This window comes from Streptomyces fodineus, from assembly GCF_001735805.1.
Taxonomy (GTDB): domain Bacteria; phylum Actinomycetota; class Actinomycetes; order Streptomycetales; family Streptomycetaceae; genus Streptomyces; species Streptomyces fodineus.
Genome location: NZ_CP017248.1, coordinates 5,692,940 through 5,710,090 on the forward strand (window position 1 = coordinate 5,692,940; position 17,151 = coordinate 5,710,090).

Sequence of the window (17,151 nt, forward strand, 5' to 3'; positions counted from 1 at the left end):
CGCGCCAGCTCTGCGTCAGGCAGAGTTGGTTCGATCAGGGTGCGCCTTCATGGTACAGGGATCACCGGCTCCCACGGCTGTGAAAACGAGCACCATGCGCGCGGTCACCTGGGATTTCACGGGGTGTGAACTGTGCGAAACATGCCCTTAATGCGGCCTGCCCGCCCCGTTCGTGCCCAGCCAGCCCGCCAGCTTGCCGCCGTGGGCGACCGCGCGCAGGCGTCGCTCCGCCGCGTCGCGCACCGGGTCGGTGGCGACGACGAGCAGTTCGTCGTCCCGGCGCAGCACCGTCGTGGGCAGCGGAACAAACGATTTTCCTTCGCGTACGACGAGGGTGACGGCGGCCCCGGGCGGCAGGCGCAGCTCGTTGACCTCCACGCCGTGCATCCGGGAGCCCTCGGGGATCGAGATGGACAGCAGGTGCCCGCGCAGCCGCTCCAGAGGCGCCGACTCGATGCCGAGATCGGAGGCCTCGCCCTCCTCGCCCAGGCGCAGCGTGCGCGCCAGCCAGGGCAGGGTCGGCCCCTGGACGAGGGTGTAGACCACGACCAGCACGAAGACGATGTTGAAGATGCGGCGGCTGCCGGTGACGCCGTTCACCATCGGGATGGTGGCCAGGATGATGGGCACGGCGCCGCGCAGCCCCGCCCACGACATCAGCGTCTGCTCCTGCCACGGCACGCGGAACGGCGCCAGGCTGAGCACCACACTGAGCGGGCGGGCCACCATGGTCAGGACCAGCCCTATGACCAGGGCGGGCCAGACGTCGTCGCCCAGATCGTGGGGGGTGACCAGCAGGCCGAGCAGGACGAACATGCCGATCTGGGCGATCCAGCCGAGCCCCTCGGCGAAGCCGCGCGTGGCCGGCCAGTGCGGGAGCCTGGCGTTGCCGAGCATCATCGAGGCGAGGTAGACGGCCAGGAAGCCGCTGCCGTGCGCGAGGGCGCCGGCGGCGTACGCCGTCACCGCGATCGCCATCACCGCGATCGGGTAGAGGCCGGAGGCCGGCAGGGCCACGTGCCTGAGCCCCCAGGAGCCGAACCAGCCCACCGCGAGCCCTATGGCCGCGCCGATGGCCAGCTCCAGGGCGATCTCGCCCAGCAGGACGTACCAGTGCTCGACCGGGCCGGCCGTGCAGAAGGCGACGACCAGGATGACCACCGGGGCGTCGTTGAAGCCGGACTCCGCCTCCAGCGTGCCCGTCACGCGCGCGGGGAGGGGAATTCTGCGCAGGACCGAGAAGACCGCCGCCGCGTCCGTCGACGACACCACCGCGCCGATGATGAGCGCCTGCCGCCAGCCCAGCCCGACCAGATAGTGCGCGCCCGCCGCGGTGACGCCCACGCTGACGGCCACTCCGGCGGTCGCCAGGACGGAGGCGGACGACAGGACCGGCCTGATCTCCTTCCACTTCGTGCCGAGACCGCCCTCGGCGAGGATCACGACCAGGGCCGCGTACCCCATGACCTGGGTCACCGCGGCGCTGTTGAAGTGGATTTCGCCGATGCCGTCCTGGCCCATGAGGACGCCGATCGCCAGGTAGACGAGCAGGCTGGGGAGCCCGCTGCGGGAGGAGATCCGCACGGCCGCGACGGCGACGAGCAGGACCACGGAGCAGACGAGCAGAAGCTGGTTGAGGTGGTGAACAGTCAGCGGCGGTTCCCTTCCTTGGCCCGCGTGCCGGCGCGCGGGCTGACGTACACAAGACCGAGGCTGCGGCGCACCGCACCCAAGTACTTCGTTACCTTACCTAAGTCTTGACGCTTTCTTGACGCTCGGCCGGGCAAGATCGAACGCTCGTGCGCGCTGGTTCCCGACTCCGCGTCAAGCGGGACAGGGCCCTGCGCCTATGGTTGCTCCAGCGCTCATTCAAAGTCACAGCCCGACCTGCCGCTCGCGTTAGGACAGCAAGGACAGCGATGCCCCCCAACACCACCGCCACAACGGGTGACAAGCCCGCCAAGTCCGGCAGGAAGAAGGGGCGCAAAGCCCGATTGATCGTGCTGGTCCTGGTACTGGCCATCATCGGAGGCATCGCCTACGGCGCGTACTGGTCGATCAGTACCGTCCGCGCCTCCTTCCCGCAGACCAAGGGCACCATCACGCTCCCAGGCCTTTCGGGGCCGGTCGACGTCAAGCGGGACGGCAACGGCATCCCGCAGATCTACGCGTCCTCCGACGAGGACCTGTTCATGGCGCAGGGCTACGTCCAGGCGCAGGACCGGTTCTGGGAGATGGACGTGCGCCGGCACATGACCTCCGGGCGCCTGTCGGAGATGTTCGGCAAGAGCCAGGTCAAGAACGACGAGTTCCTGCGCACCCTCGGCTGGGACCGCATCGCCCAGCGGGAGTACGACACCAAGCTCTCGGCCGCCGCGAAGCAGTACCTGCAGGCGTACGCCAAGGGTGTCAACGCCTACCTTCAGGGCAAGGACGGCAAGGACATCTCCCTGGAATACGCCGCCCTGGGCTTCACCAACGACTACAAGCCGCAGAAGTGGACCCCGGTCGACTCCGTCTCCTGGCTGAAGGCGATGGCCTGGGACCTGCGCGGCAACATGAAGGACGAGATCGACCGCGCCCTGATGTCCAGCCGGCTCGGCCCCCAGCAGATCGCGGACCTGTACCCGGAGTACCCGTACGGCCGTAACAAGCCGATCGTGCAGGAAGGCCGGTACAGCCGGCTGACCAAGTCCTTCCAGCAGGGCGGCGGCACCGGAACCTCGCAGGGCACCGGCACGACGGGCACGTCCGGCACGTCCGGCGGCGCCACGGGCGCCTCTGGGCGCACGACGGGCACGTCCGGCTCCTCCACCTCGGGCGCCACCGGATCGTCGCTCACAAGCCAGCTCGCGGGCCTCTACAAGGTCCTGGACAACGTCCCGACGGCCGTCGGCGTGAACGGCCAGGGCATCGGCTCCAACTCCTGGGTGGTGTCCGGGAAGTACACCATCACCAAGAAGCCGCTGCTCGCCAACGACCCGCACCTGTCGGCGTCGCTGCCGTCCGTCTGGTACCAGATGGGCCTGCACTGCCGCAGCGTCTCCAGCAAGTGCCAGTACGACGTGACCGGCTACACCTTTGCCGGCATGCCCGGTGTGATCATCGGCCATAACGCGAACATCGCCTGGGGCATGACCAACTCCGGAGTCGACGTCACCGACCTCTACCTGGAGAAGGTGACCGCGAACGGCTACCTGTACGACGGCAAGGTCCGGCCCTTCCAGACCCGCGAGGAGACCATCAAGGTCGCCGGCGGCGCCGCCAAGACGATCGTCGTGCGCCAGACCCAGGACGGGATGCCGCTGCTGTCGGACCGTGACGACGAACTCGTCCAGGTCGGCAGGCGGGCCACCGTCAACACCGCCGCCCCCGACCGCGGTGACGGCTACGGCATCGCCCTGAGGTGGACCGCGCTGGACCCGGGCACCTCCATGGACGCCATCTTCGCCCTCGACAAGGCGGCGGGCTGGAGCGATTTCCGCCAGGCGGCCGCCCTGTTCGACGTGCCCTCGCAGAACCTGGTCTACGCCGACACCGACAACCACATCGGCTACACGCTGCCCGGCAAGATCCCCACGCGCTCCTCCGTCGACGACGGCTCCATCCCGGCACCGGGCTGGGACTCGAAGTACCGCTGGACCGGCTTCGTCAAGCAGAGCGAGCTGCCGTACGAGTTCGACCCCGCGCGCGGCTACATCGTCACCGCCAACCAGGCCGTGGTCGGCAAGGACAAGTACCCGTACACGCTCACCACCGACTGGGGCTACGGCACCCGCAGCCAGCGCATCACCGACCTGATCGAGTCCAAGATCAAGGACGGCGGCAAGATCTCGACCGACGACATGCGGCAGATGCAGCTGGACAACAGCAGCGAGATCGCCAAGCTCCTGGTGCCGAAGCTGCTGAAGATCAACCTCGCCGACAAGAACGTGCGGGACGCGCAGAAGCTGCTGGAGGGCTGGGACTACACCCAGGAGTCCGACTCCGCGGCGGCCGCCTACTTCAACGCGGTCTGGCGCAACATCCTCAAGCTCGCCTTCGGGAACAAGCTGCCCAAGGAGGTGCGCGTCCAGGGACAGTGCCTGTGGGTCGACAAGATCGACAGCACCGGCCCGGTCGACGACGACACCAAGGTGCGCGAGTGCGGTCAGCGCGACACCGACCAGGCGCAGCCGGACGGCGGCGACCGCTGGTTCGAGGTCGTGCGCACCCTGATGGACAAGCCGGACAGTGACTGGTGGAAGACGCCCAAGTCGGGCACCCGTCCCGCGGCGAACACCATGGACCAGCTCTTCGCCCGCGCCATGATCGACGCCCGCTGGGAGCTCACCGCCAAGCTCGGCAAGGACATCGACACCTGGAGCTGGGGCCGGCTGCACCGCCTGTTCCTGAAGAACCAGACGCTCGGCACCGACGGCCCCCAGGCCCTGCAGTACATCCTCAACCGCGGCCCCTGGAAGCTCAGCGGCGGCGAGGCCACGGTGAACGCGACCGGCTGGAACGCCGCCGGCGGCTACAACGTCGTCTGGGTGCCGTCCATGCGGATGGTCGTCAACCTCGCCGACTTCGACAAGTCCAAGTGGATCAACCTGACCGGCGCCTCCGGGCACGCCTTCAGCGCGCACTACACGGACCAGACGAGCCTGTGGGCCAAGGGCGAGCTGCTGCCCTGGTCGTTCACGGGCAAGGCGGTCGACCAGAGTACGAGCGACGCCCTCGTCCTCAAGCCGTGACCCACTGACGGCACGGAAACGGCCCTCCACGCGCACGCGCGGAGGGCCGTTTCGCGTACCGCGCGTCCGGTCAGGCGCCCGGGAAGCGGCGCACGCCCGAGGGCGTCACCACGGCGTGCACGGGCTTGTCGTGCGCCTCCGCCGGGACACGCGCGACGACCTCCGTGTCGTACAGGAGCACCACGAGCCGGGGACGTACACCGGCGCGGTCCAGCCGGGCCAGTACGCGGTCGTACGACCCTCCGCCGCGTCCCAGGCGCATTCCGCGCGCGTCGACCGCGAGGCCGGGCAGCAGGACGACGTCCGCGGCCGTCACGGCGTCCGGGCCGAGACGCGTGCCGGAGGGCTCGAAAAGCGCCATTTTCCCGCCGTGTTGGACCCGCGCGAGGGAGTCCGGGCCGGTGTACTCGCCCCAGTCCAGATCGTTGTCGGGCAGGAGCGCGGGGAGCAGGACCCGCACGCCCCGCGCGCGCAGCGTGTCCAGCAGCGCCCGCGTGCCGGGCTCGCTCCCCACGGAGACGTACGCCGCCACCGTGCGCGCATGCGCCAGCTCGGGCAGGTCCAGGGCGCGCCGCGCCAGCACACGGCCCGTCTCGCCGACGTCATCGTCCGTCAACCTGCTCCTCAACGCGAGGAGCTCTCGCCGCAACGTTCGCTTGTCAGGCTCGCTCGCGCGTCCGTCGTGTTCCACGGGTCGTTCTCGCACCCTTCTTGAATGCAGTCATAAAGGGTCAACCAACCGGAGCCACAGTTTCCGCACAAAGGCACCGGATATGGTTGCGGACATGACTCAGTCGCACCCCAGGATCAGCAAGGCTGTCATTCCCGCGGCGGGCCTTGGCACCCGGTTCCTGCCGGCCACGAAGGCCACTCCCAAGGAGATGCTGCCGGTCGTGGACAAGCCGGCGATCCAGTACGTGGTCGAGGAGGCCGTGTCGGCGGGGCTCGACGACGTCCTCATGATCACCGGACGCAACAAGCGCCCGCTGGAGGACCACTTCGACCGCAACTACGAGCTGGAATCGGCGCTGGAGAAGAAGCGCGACGCCGAACGGCTCGCGAAGGTGCGGGAGTCCAGCGACCTGGCGACCATGCACTACGTACGCCAGGGCGATCCCAGGGGTCTGGGCCACGCCGTGCTGTGCGCCGCCCCGCACGTGGGCCACGAGCCGTTCGCGGTGCTGCTGGGCGACGACCTGATCGACCCGCGTGATCCGCTCCTGCAGCGCATGATCGAGGTCCAGGAGCAGCACGGCGGCAGCGTGATCGCCCTCATGGAGGTCGCCCCCGAGCAGATCCATCTCTACGGCTGCGCGGCCGTGGAGGGGACCGCCGACGGTGACGTCGTGCGGGTGACCGGTCTGGTCGAGAAGCCGGACCCGGCGGACGCCCCGTCCCACTACGCGGTCATCGGCCGCTATGTCCTCGACCCGCACATCTTCGACATACTCCGCAAGACCGAGCCGGGCCGCGGCGGCGAGATCCAGCTGACCGACGCCCTCCAGCAGCTCGCCGCGGACGAGAAGGTCGGCGGGCCGGTGCACGGCGTCGTCTTCCAGGGCCGCCGCTATGACACCGGCGACCGCGGCGACTATCTGCGTGCCATTGTCAGACTCGCGTGCGAACGTGAAGACCTGGGCCCGGACTTCCGGACCTGGCTTCGCAGTTACGTAGCCGAGGAGATGCAGCAATCTTGAGCAGCGCCGCGACCCGCCCCGCCGGCCCGGACGACCTGTGGTCGGTGGACGAGCACCTGGAGGACATCCTCTCGACCGTCCGCCCCCTGGAACCCATCGAGCTGCAACTGCTCGACGCCCAGGGCTGCGTCCTGGTCGACGACGTCACGGTGCCGGTGTCCCTGCCGCCGTTCGACAACAGCTCCATGGACGGGTACGCGGTGCGGGTCGCCGACGTCGCGGGCGCCAGTGAGGAGTTCCCGGCCGTCCTGGAGGTCGTCGGGGACGTCGCGGCGGGCGCGGCAGACCTGGTCCGGGTCGGGCCGGGCCAGGCCGCCCGGATCATGACCGGCGCCCCGCTGCCGCCCGGCGCCGAGGCCGTCGTCCCGGTGGAGTGGACGGACGGCGGACTGGCCGAAGGCCCGGTGCACGGCATGCGGGCGCGCAGCCTGGCCCCCGAGGGCGCCCAGGGTCAGGTGCGCGTGCACCGCCCCGCCGAGGCACGCGCGCACGTGCGCGCGGAGGGCAGCGATGTGAAGGCCGGCGACCGCGCCCTGGAGGCCGGGACGATCCTCGGCCCGCCGCAGATCGCGCTGCTGGCGGCGATCGGCCGCGGCACGGTACGCGTGCGCCCGCGCCCGCGCGTGGTCGTCCTGTCCACCGGCAGCGAACTCGTCCAGCCCGGCGAGGAGCTGGCCGGCGGCCAGATCTACGACTCCAACAGCTTCGCCCTCACCGCCGCCGCGCGGGACGCCGGCGCCATCGCCTACCGGGTGGGCGCCGTCGCCGACGACGCCGAGACCCTCCGCTCCACCATCGAGGACCAGCTGGTCCGCGCCGACCTGATGGTGACCACGGGCGGGGTGAGCGTCGGGGCGTACGACGTCGTCAAGGAGGCGCTGTCGTACGTCGGCGACGAGGACGAGGCGGGCAGCGGCGTGGAGTTCCGCAAGCTCGCCATGCAGCCCGGCAAGCCCCAGGGCTTCGGCTCCATCGGCCCCGACCACACCCCGCTGCTGGCCCTGCCGGGAAACCCGGTGTCGTCGTACGTCTCCTTCGAGCTGTTCGTCCGTCCCGCCGTCCGCACCCTGATGGGCCTGCCGGACGTGCACCGGCCCCGGGCCCGGGCCACCCTGAAGGCGGACAAGGCGCTGCGCTCGCCCAAGGGGCGCCGGCAGTTCCTGCGCGGTGCCTACGGCGACGGCGAGGTGACCCCCGTGGGCGGTGCCGGCTCGCACCTGATCGCGGCGCTGGCGCGCGCGGACGCCCTGATCGTCGTCCCCGAGGACGTGGAGTGCGTCGAGCCCGGCGCCGAGGTGGAGGTGGTCCTGCTCGGCTGAGCCCTGCTGGTTGGGGGTACCGTGTCGCGCACAACAGGCCCGCGCACCGCACTGTGACGGGCCCGGACCGGGAGCGGCACACACCATGAGTACGCAGGACGGACTGACGCACATCGACGACTCGGGCGCGGCCCGCATGGTCGACGTATCGGGGAAGGACGTGACCGCGCGCACCGCCCGCGCCAGCGGCCGCGTCCTCGTCTCACCGCGCGTGGTCGAGCTGCTGCGCGGCGAGGGGGTGCCCAAGGGGGACGCCCTGGCCACCGCGCGTATCGCCGGCATCATGGGCGCCAAGCGCACCCCGGACCTGATCCCGCTGTGCCACCCGTTGTCGGTGTCCGGTGTGAGACTGGATCTGTCGGTCGCGGACGACGCCGTGGAGATCCAGGCCACCGTGAAGACGACGGACCGTACGGGCGTCGAGATGGAGGCCCTCACCGCCGTGACGGTCGCCGCGCTCACCGTGATCGACATGGTCAAGGCGGTCGACAAGGGAGCGGTCATCACGGACGTACGCGTGGAGGAGAAGACGGGCGGCAAGTCGGGCGACTGGAGCCGGGCATGACCTATCGTGCTCTGGTCGTCACCGCCTCCAACAGGGCCGCCGCGGGCGTCTACGAGGACAAGGGCGGCCCCCTGATCGCCGACGGCCTGAAGGGCTTCGGCTTCGACGTCGACGGGCCTCAGGTCGTCCCGGACGGGGACCCCGTCCGGGCGGCGCTGCGCGCGGGAGCCGACGCCGGGTACGACGTCATCGTCACCACCGGCGGCACCGGCATCTCGCCCACCGACCGCACTCCCGAGGCCACCCGTGCGGTGATCGACCACGAGGTGCCGGGCATCGCGGAGGCCATCCGGGCGTTCGGGCGGGAGAAGGTCCCGACGGCGGCGCTCTCCCGGGGCCTGGCCGGTGTCGTGGGGCGGACCCTGATCGTCAATCTGCCGGGTTCCACGGGCGGGGTGAAGGACGGCCTCGCCGTGCTGGAACCCCTGCTGGTCCACGCCGTCGAGCAGATCCGCGGCGGCGACCACCCCAGACCCAGTAGCGGGGGTGCGAGCTGAACAGCCCTTCCTGGCCCGTCGTGCTGGTGGACGGCGATGTCGTCCTCCGGCCGATAAGGCTGCGCGACCAGCGGGCCTGGCGCGAGGTGAACCGGCGCAACCGGGACTGGCTGCGCCCCTGGGAGGCGACCATCCCGCCGCCCACGCCGAGCGGGCCGATCGCGCACCGGCCGACCTACCGCCAGATGGTGCGGCACCTGCGCTCCGAGGCCAACGCGGGCCGGATGCTGCCGTTCGTCATCGAGTACCAGGGGCGGCTCGTCGGGCAGTTGACCGTCGCCGGGATCACCTGGGGATCGATGTGCTCGGGGCACATCGGCTACTGGGTGGACGAGTCGGTGGCCGGGCGCGGGGTCATGCCGACGGCCGTCGCGCTCGTGGTGGACCACTGTTTCCGCATGGTCGGGCTGCACCGCATCGAGGTCTGCATTCGCCCCGAGAACCGGCCCAGCCGGCGGGTGGTGGAGAAACTCGGATTCCGCGAGGAGGGGCTCCGGCCGCGTTATCTGCACATCGACGGCGCCTGGCGCGACCACCTGGTGTACGCGCTCACCGCGGAAGAGGTGCCCGACGGGTTGCTCGCGCGGTGGCAGCGGGCACGCTCTCGGCAGGGGCGGCACAGCGAGCGGGAGAACACCCCGGGGAATCCCGCCTAGCCCCGGGAAAAATTGAATACGTGTTCGAAATTGATCGGATGCTGACCGTCACAGGGCATTGAATTCGCGCCCGCGGCGGTCAACTGATCGCATCGGTCGCAAAAAAAGCTGGAAATATCAGCCAGATCGTGCGACACACCGGCCCAATTGGCGGATGGCCTCGCGTAAACCCCTCTACGGTGTGAGGCGTGAGCAGCAGCGGCCTCATCTACGCAGTCATTGTCGGGGCCTGGGCCGCCTACTTGGTGCCAATGTGGCTCCGTAGGCAGGACGAGCTGAACGAGGCCCGTCCGACGGAACGCTTCAGCACCGCCATCCGGCTGCTGTCCGGACGGGCGGGAATGGAGCGCCGGTACGCCAAGGACCTGCGGGCGCGCTCCGCCCAGGAGGGGGAGCCGGACACCGGCGATCCGGACGCCGTCACCGACTCGGTGGACGTCCGTGCCTTCGCCATGCCTCCGACCCGCCGTCAGGTCCACGCCGACGCCGATCCCGAGGCGCCCAGGAGGGCGGAACCGGTGCGCGAACAGGCCGCCGTGCCGGCGCCCAAGTCCACGCCCGCATCCGGTTCCGCGTCCGCGCGGAAGCGAGTGCCGCCGGCGCGGCGGACGCCCTCGGGGCAGACGGCCGCAGCGCGCGCCCGGCGCTTGAAGGTCCTCGCGCGCCGCAGGCGCACCACTGTGGTGCTCTTCCTCGCCTTCACGCTCGGCGCGATCGTCGCCGCCGTCGGCGGTCTCACCTTCCTGTGGGCGCCCGCCGCGCCGGCCGTGCTGCTCAGCGCGTACATCGCGTACCTGCGCTCCCAGGAGCGCCGTCGCTTCGCCTACCAGATGGACCGCAGGCGCGCCGAGGCCGCCGCCCAGCGGCTGCGGGAGCGCCAGCCGCGGCGGCGCGCGCCCCTCGACCCGGACTCCGCCGCCGACGAACCGGAGGGAGCCCTGGAGACCGGCACGGACCCCGGGCTCTCCGCGCTCGCCGCGGACCGGCGCGCGCTCGTCGAGCAGACGGACCACGCCGAGTGGGTCGACCAGCAGCGTGAGCGGCAGCGGCGGCCCGGCGGGGACAGCTGGGACCCGGTGCCGGTGCCCCTGCCGACGTACGTGACCGCGCCGGTCGCGCCGCGTGCCACGTCCGACGTGGATCTGGGGGCGCCCGACACCTGGAGCTCGGCGCGCTCCAGCTCCGTCGCGCCGGAGCACGAGGCGAGCCGCGCGCCCGAGGCCGGGACGGACGAGCAGGCGTCCGCGTCCGGCGACAAGCCGGGGGCCGGCCGCGGCGACGCGTTCCCCCACGCCCGCACCCGCTCGCGCGGGGCGACCCCCGGGGCTTCCGCGCGCCGGGCGCGAGAGCGCGGACGCACGCCCCTCTTCGATCAGTACGAGGACGGCGACCGCCCGCGCGCGGCCAACGAGTGACTGCCGTCACGCCCCTGCAAGCCCGCCTCTGACCAGTCAGGGAACGGATTTCCAAGCACCCCGATGGGGATGCTAGAGTTTCACTCGTTGCAAGGGCCTGTGGCGCAGTCCGGTAGCGCACCTCGTTCGCATCGAGGGGGCCAGGGGTTCAAATCCCCTCAGGTCCACGCAGCATGAAGCCCCGGTCGGCGAAAGTCGACCGGGGCTTCATCGTGTCTACAGCCGCTTCGCGAAGCAGCGGCTGTCCTCGTAGTGGCGGTAGTAGCCGAACTTGGCGCAGGGTTCGTAGCCGCACGAGGTGTAAAGGGTGATGGCCTCCGGCTGTTTGGTGCCCGTCTCCAGGACCATGCGGACACGGCCGGCCATGCGGGCGTCCTCCTCCAGGGCCGCGAGAATCCGGCGGGCCAGGCCCCGGCCGCGCATCTCCGCTATCACGAACATGCGCTTCAACTCGGCGTCGCCGTCCTCGTTGCCCTCCTCGTTGCGGTCCTGGCTGCGCCAGCCGCCAGTGGCCACGGGGCGGTCGAGCTCGTCGTATGCGATCAGGTAGACGCCGCGCGGCGGGTCGAAGTGCGCCGCATCGAGGACGGTGGCGTCGCCGTCGTCGCCGTAGCGCACGGCGTACTCGGCCTGGACCTCGTCGTTGAGCTTCACGGCGTCGGGGTGATCGAAACGAACGCGACGTATATTCATGCTAGGCATCGTACTTCTATGCGGACAGTGATCGTCGGGCTTGCGTGGGGCGGGCTCCGACCAGTGTGCCGGTATCGTGCCCTGGTGCTGACTGTGACCTCGGTGAACGTGAACGGACTGCGAGCCGCCGCCAAGAAGGGCTTCGTGGAGTGGCTCGCGCAGACGGACGCGGACGTCGTCTGCCTGCAGGAGGTGCGCGCCGAGCCGCACCAGCTGCCCGAGGAGGTGCGCCGGCCCGACGGCTGGCATGTCGTGCACGCCCCGGCCGCCGCCAAGGGCCGCGCGGGCGTCTCCCTCTACACGCGGCGCGAGCCCGACCGCGTCCGGGTCGGTTTCGACTCGGCCGAGTTCGACGGCAGCGGCCGCTACGTCGAGGCCGACCTGCCCGGCGTCACCGTCGCCTCCCTCTACCTGCCCTCCGGCGAGGTCGGCACCGAGCGGCAGGACGAGAAGGTCCGCTTCATGGGCGAGTTCCTCGCCCACCTCAAGGCGCTGCGCGAGCGGGCCGCCGCCGACGGCCGCGAAGTGGTCGTGTGCGGCGACTGGAACATCGCCCACCAGCAGGCCGACCTCAAGAACTGGCGCGGCAACACCAAGAACTCCGGCTTCCTGCCCGAGGAGCGGGAGTGGCTCGGCCGGGTGTTCGCCGCCGAGGAGGGCGGTTACGTCGACGTCGTACGCGCCCTGCACCCCGAGGCCGAGGGGCCGTACACCTGGTGGTCGTACCGCGGGCGGGCCTTCGACAACGACTCCGGGTGGCGCATCGACTACCAGGTCGCCACGCCCGGTCTCGCCGGGAAGGCGGTCAAGGGCTGCGTCGAGCGCGCGGCCACGCATGCCGAGCGCTGGTCCGACCACGCACCGGTGACCGTCGTCTACGACCTCTAGGCGCGCCGTCAGGCTGTGTTCTCGCCCGTGTCCTTGGTGAGGCGCCGGTCCAGGGCCAGCGAGAGCTCGGCCTCCACCACGCTGCGGGCCAGCGGGCGCAGGCGGTGCAGGTCCTCCTCCGGGGCGTGGCGCAGGATCAGGTCGGCGAAGAGTTCGGCCAGGGCGTCGGCGTGTTCGCGGACGCGGGCGGCGGCCGTGAGGACCTCACCGAGCGGGATGCCCTCGCGGACCAGTGCGGAGGAGACGTCCAGCAGGCGCCGGCTGATGTGGACGATCTGGTCGCCGTCGGTGCCGAGGTAGCCGAGCTCCATGGCGGCGGCCAGGTTCTCGGGGGTGACCTCGCCCTCGAAGCGGGCGGCGAGTTCCTCCGGGGTGAGGCGGACCGGCTCCTCCTCGGTGGGGGTGCCGACGCCGAGCAGGTCGGCGACGCCTCGGCCCTGGTCGAGGGCTTCGGCGAGTTCCGCGATGCCGTTCAGGGTGTGGCCGCGCTCCAGCAAGGCGGCGATGGTGCGCAGGCGGGCCAGGTGGTGGTCGTCGTACCAGGCGATACGGCCCTCGCGGCGGGGCGGCGGGATCAGCTTGCGTTCGCGGTAGAAGCGCAGCGTGCGCACGGTGATGCCGGCCAGTCGCGCCAGCTCCTCCATGCGGTACTCGCGCGGTGCCTGGGGCCGTACCTCCGGGTGTTCAGCGTCCTCTGCCACGCCCGAAGCCTATGTTGTACCGCCGGTAACTTTCCTTTTCCGACCCCTACCGCTCGGTACGGAGCTGCTCTACAGTCCCATTGCGCCAGTGTTCACTGGCAGAGTCCAAGGTGATGCGTGGAGGCTTCGGGATGGCCGAGCACGAGCATGTACGGGTGGCGGTGATCGGGTCCGGGTTCGGCGGGCTGGGGGCCGCCGTGCGGCTGCGCCGCGAAGGGATCACCGACTTCGTCGTCCTGGAGCGGGCGGACAGTGTCGGCGGCACCTGGCGGGACAACAGTTACCCCGGGTGCGCCTGTGACGTGCCCTCCCACCTCTACTCCTTCTCCTTCGCGCCGAACCCCGACTGGCCGCGCACCTTCTCCGGGCAACGGCACATCCGCGCCTACCTGGAGCACGTCACCGACCTCTTCGGCCTGCGCCCGCACATCCGCTTCGACTCCGAGGTCAAGCTGATGAGCTGGGACGCCGAGAACCTGCGGTGGAACATCGAGACCACGCGCGGCTCGCTCTCCGCCGACGTCGTCGTCTCCGCGACCGGGCCGCTGTCCGACCCGAAGATCCCCGAGATCCCGGGCCTCGCGTCCTTCCCGGGCAAGGTGTTCCACTCCGCCCGCTGGGACCACGACTACGACCTGCGCGGCAAGCGCGTCGCCATGGTCGGCACCGGCGCCTCCGCCATCCAGATCGTGCCCTCCATCCAGCCGCAGGCCGCCCGGCTCACCCTCTTCCAGCGCACCCCGCCATGGGTCATGCCCCGCGTCGACCGCGCCATCAGCGGCGTCGAGCGCCGGCTGCACCGGGCTGTGCCCCTCACCACCCAGCTCAGGCGCGGCCTGCTGTGGGGTATCCGGGAACTTCAGGTGCAGGCGTTCACCAAGCACCCAGACGAACTCGGACTCGTCGAGCAGCTAGCCAAGCGCAACATGGCGCGCGCCATCAAGGACCCGGCCCTGCGCGCCAAGCTCACCCCGGACTACCGCATCGGCTGCAAGCGGATCCTGCTGTCCAGCACGTACTACCCGGCGCTGGCCAAGCCGAATGTGGACGTCGTCGCCGGCGGGCTGACCGAGATCCGCGGGTCGACCGTCATCGCGGCCGACGGCACCGAGGCCGAGGTCGACGCGATCATCTTCGGTACGGGCTTCCACGTCACGGACCTGCCGATCGCCGAGCGGGTGGTCGGGGCGGAGGGCCGCACGCTCGCCGAGTCCTGGAAGAACGGCATGCAGGCGCTGCGCGGCGCCGCGGCCGCCGGCTTCCCCAACTGGATGACGATCATCGGGCCCAACACCGGCCTCGGGAACTCCTCCATGATCCTCATGATCGAGTCCCAGCTGAACTACATGGCCGACTATCTGCGGCAACTGGACGTCCTGGGGGTCCCCCCAGGCCCTCAAGGCACTGGGGGAGGCCGTACGGCCCTCGATGCCCGGCCCGCGGCCGTCGAGGACTGGAACCGCACGGTCCAGGAGCGCATGAAGCGCACCGTGTGGAACACCGGCGGCTGCACCAGCTGGTACCTGGACGCGAGCGGCCGGAACACCACCATCTGGCCCGGTACGACATCCGAGTTCCGGCGCGCGACGCGGCGGGTGGACCTGGGGGAGTACGAGATCCTGAGGAAGTCCGACGGCCAGCAGGCCGGTACGGCCGTGCAGAAGACGGTGGCCGCCGTGCCGCAGAGCGAGGGCGCCGCATGAGCCGGCTCGCCTCCGTGGCCTCAGGCCCGTACGCCCCGCCCACCCCCTCCCACGAGCTCATCGTCGTCTCCGCCGACGGCGCGCGCCTGCACGTCGAGGTGCACGGCCCCGAGAACGCGCCCCCTGTCGTCCTCTCCCACGGCTGGACCTGCTCGACCGCCTTCTGGGCCGCGCAGATACGGGACCTGGCGGCCGACCACCGGGTGATCGCATACGACCAGAGGGGGCACGGGCGCAGTCCCGCGAGCCCCGCGTGCACCACCCACGCGCTGGCGGACGACCTCGAAGCGGTGCTCGCGCAGACGCTCGCACGCGGGGAGAAGGCGCTGATCGTCGGCCACTCCATGGGCGGGATGACGGTCATGGCCGCGGCCACGCGCCCCCGCTTCCGGGAACACGCCGCCGCCGTCCTGCTGTGCAGCACCGGCAGCTCTCGGCTGGTCGCGGAGGCGCGCGTGGTGCCATGGCGCGCCGGGCGGGTCCGCACCTGGATCACCGGGCGCATCCTCGGCTCGCGCGCCCCGCTGGGGCCGGTCACGCCGGTCGCGAAGAGGATCCTCAAGTACGCCACCATGGGCGCCGGTTCCGCCCCGCACATGGTGGAGGCGTGCGCACGGATCGTGCACGCCTGCCCGCGCGCCGCGCGCCACGCCTGGGCGCGCGTGCTCGAAGCGCTCGATCTCGACCACGGCGTACGGGAGTTGCACGCGCCCACCGCCATCGTGCACGGCGCCTCCGACCGGCTCACGCCCCCCGTGCACGCCCGCGCGCTGGTCGCCGAGCTGCCGCACTGCGTCGGCCTCACCGAGCTGACCGGCGTCGGCCACATGACCCCGATCGAGGCCCCCGACCTGGTGACCGCCAGGATCCGGGAGCTCGTCACCACGTATGTCACGGGGGCCACCCCCGCGCAGATCAAGGAGGGCGCATGAGCAGGGTCGGCCTCGAAGGGCAGGTCGCGGTCGTCACCGGGGCGGCGCGCGGGGTCGGTGAGCTGCTGGCGCGCAAGCTCTCCGCCCGCGGCGCGAAGATCGCGCTGGTCGGGCTGGAGGAGGAGGCGCTCAAGGAGGTCTCCTCGCGCCTGCACAGCGACAGCGCCCACTGGTACGCCGACGTCACCGACCACGAGACGATGAGCCGGGTCGCGCAGGAGGTGAAGGCCCGGTTCGGGAAGGTCGACATCGTGGTGGCCAACGCCGGTGTGGCGACGGGCGGTCCGTTCGCCGACTCCGATCCGCAGGCCTGGCGGCGGGTGATCGAGGTGAACCTGATCGGTTCGGCGGTGACCGCGCGGGCGTTCCTGCCGGTGCTGGTGGAGAGCCGGGGCTATCTGCTCCAGATCGCCTCGCTCGCCGCGATCACCCCGGCACCGATGATGACGGCGTACTGCGCGTCCAAGTCGGGCGTGGAGGCGTACGCGCACAGTCTGCGCGCCGAGGTCGGCTACCAGGGCGTGCGCGTCGGCGTCGGGTATCTGTCCTGGACCGACACCGACATGGTGCGCGGCGCCGACCAGGACGACGTCATGCGCGAGCTCAGGCAGCGGCTGCCGTGGCCGTCGAACAAGACGTACCCGCTGGGACCGGCGGTGGACCGGCTGGTCGCCGGGATCGAGCGGCGCTCGGCGCATGTGTACGGGCAGTGGTGGCTGCGCGGCATGCAGGGCGTGCGCGGGTATCTGCCGGCGCTCATCGGGACGGTCGGGCAGCGCGAGATGAAACGGTTCGCGCCCCGGCTCCAGGGGATGCGCTCGGGGCTCGTCGGCGCAGGTGGGGCGGCCGACGAAGCGGCGCGCGCAACCCACCGTAACTGATCCACATGCGCTCCGTGGTCGCCCGTGTGAATCTGGTCGAGGCCCCACCTAGGGGTCTCACCGAGGGTCTCACGAGGGGTTCGCCCCCACCCTCACTCACCACAGGAGTGAACCCACATGGGTATGAAGGACCAGTTCCAGGACCAGGCCAACGACTGGCAGAACAAGGCCAAGGACAAGCTGAACGAGGGCCGTGAGCGTGCCGGCCAGCGCGGTCAGCAGCAGCGTGGCCAGCAGGGTCAGCAGCCGCGCGGCCAGCAGCAGCGTGGTCAGCAGCAGCGCGGCCAGCAGGGGCAGCAGCCGGCGTCCGAGCGTGGTCGCCAGAACATGCGCGACATCGAGGACACGGAGCAGGAGATGGAAGACCGGTTCGACCGGGACTACGACGCGTAGTCGCTGCGCTCGGCTTTGGCCGGGTCGGCGTGGGGCGCCCTTCTTCTTGGAGGGCGCCCTGCGTTTGTTCCCCGC

The 17,151-nt window shown here is 71.0% G+C and carries 16 protein-coding genes and 1 tRNA gene; 13 read left to right on the forward strand and 4 right to left on the reverse strand.

Going from position 1 to position 17,151, the window contains the following annotated elements; genetic code table 11:
* Positions 1–147: 147 nt before the first annotated feature.
* Positions 148–1,611, reverse strand: a complete 1,464-nt coding sequence (locus BFF78_RS24415; RefSeq protein ID WP_418346682.1) for a potassium/proton antiporter — start codon at positions 1,609–1,611, stop codon at positions 148–150.
* A gap of 308 nt (positions 1,612–1,919) precedes the next feature.
* Between BFF78_RS24415 and BFF78_RS24420 the strand changes: the two genes are divergently transcribed.
* Complete coding sequence (locus BFF78_RS24420; protein ID WP_069780349.1) at positions 1,920–4,736, forward strand: penicillin acylase family protein; 2,817 nt, start codon at positions 1,920–1,922, stop codon at positions 4,734–4,736.
* Between the two features lie 70 nt (positions 4,737–4,806).
* Here BFF78_RS24420 and BFF78_RS24425 read toward each other — a convergent pair whose 3' ends face one another.
* Complete coding sequence (locus tag BFF78_RS24425; protein ID WP_079161458.1) at positions 4,807–5,427, reverse strand: 5-formyltetrahydrofolate cyclo-ligase; 621 nt, start codon at positions 5,425–5,427, stop codon at positions 4,807–4,809.
* 94 nt (positions 5,428–5,521) lie between these two features.
* On the opposite strand from BFF78_RS24425, the gene galU reads away from it, so the two are divergent.
* From galU to BFF78_RS24460, 7 genes are all read left to right on the forward strand, one after another.
* A complete protein-coding gene (galU, locus tag BFF78_RS24430) occupies positions 5,522–6,433 on the forward strand; it encodes a UTP--glucose-1-phosphate uridylyltransferase GalU (RefSeq protein WP_069780351.1) in 912 nt (303 codons plus the stop codon).
* Positions 6,430–7,752, forward strand: a complete 1,323-nt coding sequence (gene glp / locus BFF78_RS24435; RefSeq protein ID WP_069780352.1) for a molybdotransferase-like divisome protein Glp — start codon at positions 6,430–6,432, stop codon at positions 7,750–7,752. The genes galU and glp overlap by 4 nt, the downstream gene beginning before the upstream one ends.
* An 85-nt stretch (positions 7,753–7,837) precedes the next feature.
* Positions 7,838–8,317 (forward strand): cyclic pyranopterin monophosphate synthase MoaC, encoded by a 480-nt coding sequence (moaC, locus tag BFF78_RS24440; RefSeq protein WP_069780353.1) that lies wholly within the window; start codon positions 7,838–7,840, stop codon positions 8,315–8,317.
* A complete protein-coding gene (locus BFF78_RS24445) occupies positions 8,314–8,814 on the forward strand; it encodes a MogA/MoaB family molybdenum cofactor biosynthesis protein (protein WP_069780354.1) in 501 nt (166 codons plus the stop codon). Before moaC ends, BFF78_RS24445 begins: the two co-directional genes overlap by 4 nt.
* A 20-nt stretch (positions 8,815–8,834) precedes the next feature.
* Positions 8,835–9,470 (forward strand): GNAT family N-acetyltransferase, encoded by a 636-nt coding sequence (locus tag BFF78_RS24450; RefSeq protein WP_193433530.1) that lies wholly within the window; start codon positions 8,835–8,837, stop codon positions 9,468–9,470.
* A gap of 188 nt (positions 9,471–9,658) precedes the next feature.
* A complete protein-coding gene (gene sepX / locus BFF78_RS24455; RefSeq protein ID WP_193433531.1) occupies positions 9,659–10,885 on the forward strand; it encodes a divisome protein SepX/GlpR in 1,227 nt (408 codons plus the stop codon).
* A 93-nt stretch (positions 10,886–10,978) separates the two neighbouring features.
* Positions 10,979–11,052 (forward strand) — tRNA-Ala (locus tag BFF78_RS24460).
* A gap of 49 nt (positions 11,053–11,101) precedes the next feature.
* Here the strand turns inward: BFF78_RS24460 and BFF78_RS24465 are convergent.
* Complete coding sequence (locus tag BFF78_RS24465; protein ID WP_099054921.1) at positions 11,102–11,578, reverse strand: GNAT family N-acetyltransferase; 477 nt, start codon at positions 11,576–11,578, stop codon at positions 11,102–11,104.
* An 84-nt stretch (positions 11,579–11,662) separates the two neighbouring features.
* Between BFF78_RS24465 and BFF78_RS24470 the strand changes: the two genes are divergently transcribed.
* Complete coding sequence (locus BFF78_RS24470) at positions 11,663–12,466, forward strand: exodeoxyribonuclease III (protein ID WP_069783786.1); 804 nt, start codon at positions 11,663–11,665, stop codon at positions 12,464–12,466.
* An 8-nt stretch (positions 12,467–12,474) separates the two neighbouring features.
* Here the strand turns inward: BFF78_RS24470 and BFF78_RS24475 are convergent, their stop codons facing one another.
* A complete protein-coding gene (locus BFF78_RS24475; protein WP_069783787.1) occupies positions 12,475–13,110 on the reverse strand; it encodes a MerR family transcriptional regulator in 636 nt (211 codons plus the stop codon).
* Positions 13,111–13,298: 188 nt separating this feature from the next.
* Here BFF78_RS24475 and BFF78_RS24480 point away from each other — a divergent pair, with 188 nt between their 5' ends.
* The 4 genes from BFF78_RS24480 (at position 13,299) to BFF78_RS24495 (ending at position 17,076) form a co-directional block, all read left to right on the forward strand.
* Positions 13,299–14,870: a flavin-containing monooxygenase gene (locus BFF78_RS24480; RefSeq protein ID WP_069780357.1), complete on the forward strand. Its 1,572-nt coding sequence runs from the start codon at positions 13,299–13,301 to the stop codon at positions 14,868–14,870.
* Complete coding sequence (locus BFF78_RS24485; RefSeq protein ID WP_069780358.1) at positions 14,867–15,802, forward strand: alpha/beta fold hydrolase; 936 nt, start codon at positions 14,867–14,869, stop codon at positions 15,800–15,802. Before BFF78_RS24480 ends, BFF78_RS24485 begins: the two co-directional genes overlap by 4 nt.
* A complete protein-coding gene (locus BFF78_RS24490) occupies positions 15,799–16,683 on the forward strand; it encodes an SDR family oxidoreductase (RefSeq protein ID WP_069780359.1) in 885 nt (294 codons plus the stop codon). The genes BFF78_RS24485 and BFF78_RS24490 overlap by 4 nt, the downstream gene beginning before the upstream one ends.
* Positions 16,684–16,800: 117 nt before the next feature.
* Positions 16,801–17,076 carry a hypothetical protein gene (locus tag BFF78_RS24495; RefSeq protein WP_069780360.1) on the forward strand — a complete coding sequence of 92 codons (276 nt, stop codon included), beginning with the start codon at positions 16,801–16,803 and terminating at the stop codon, positions 17,074–17,076.
* Positions 17,077–17,151: the final 75 nt, after the last annotated feature.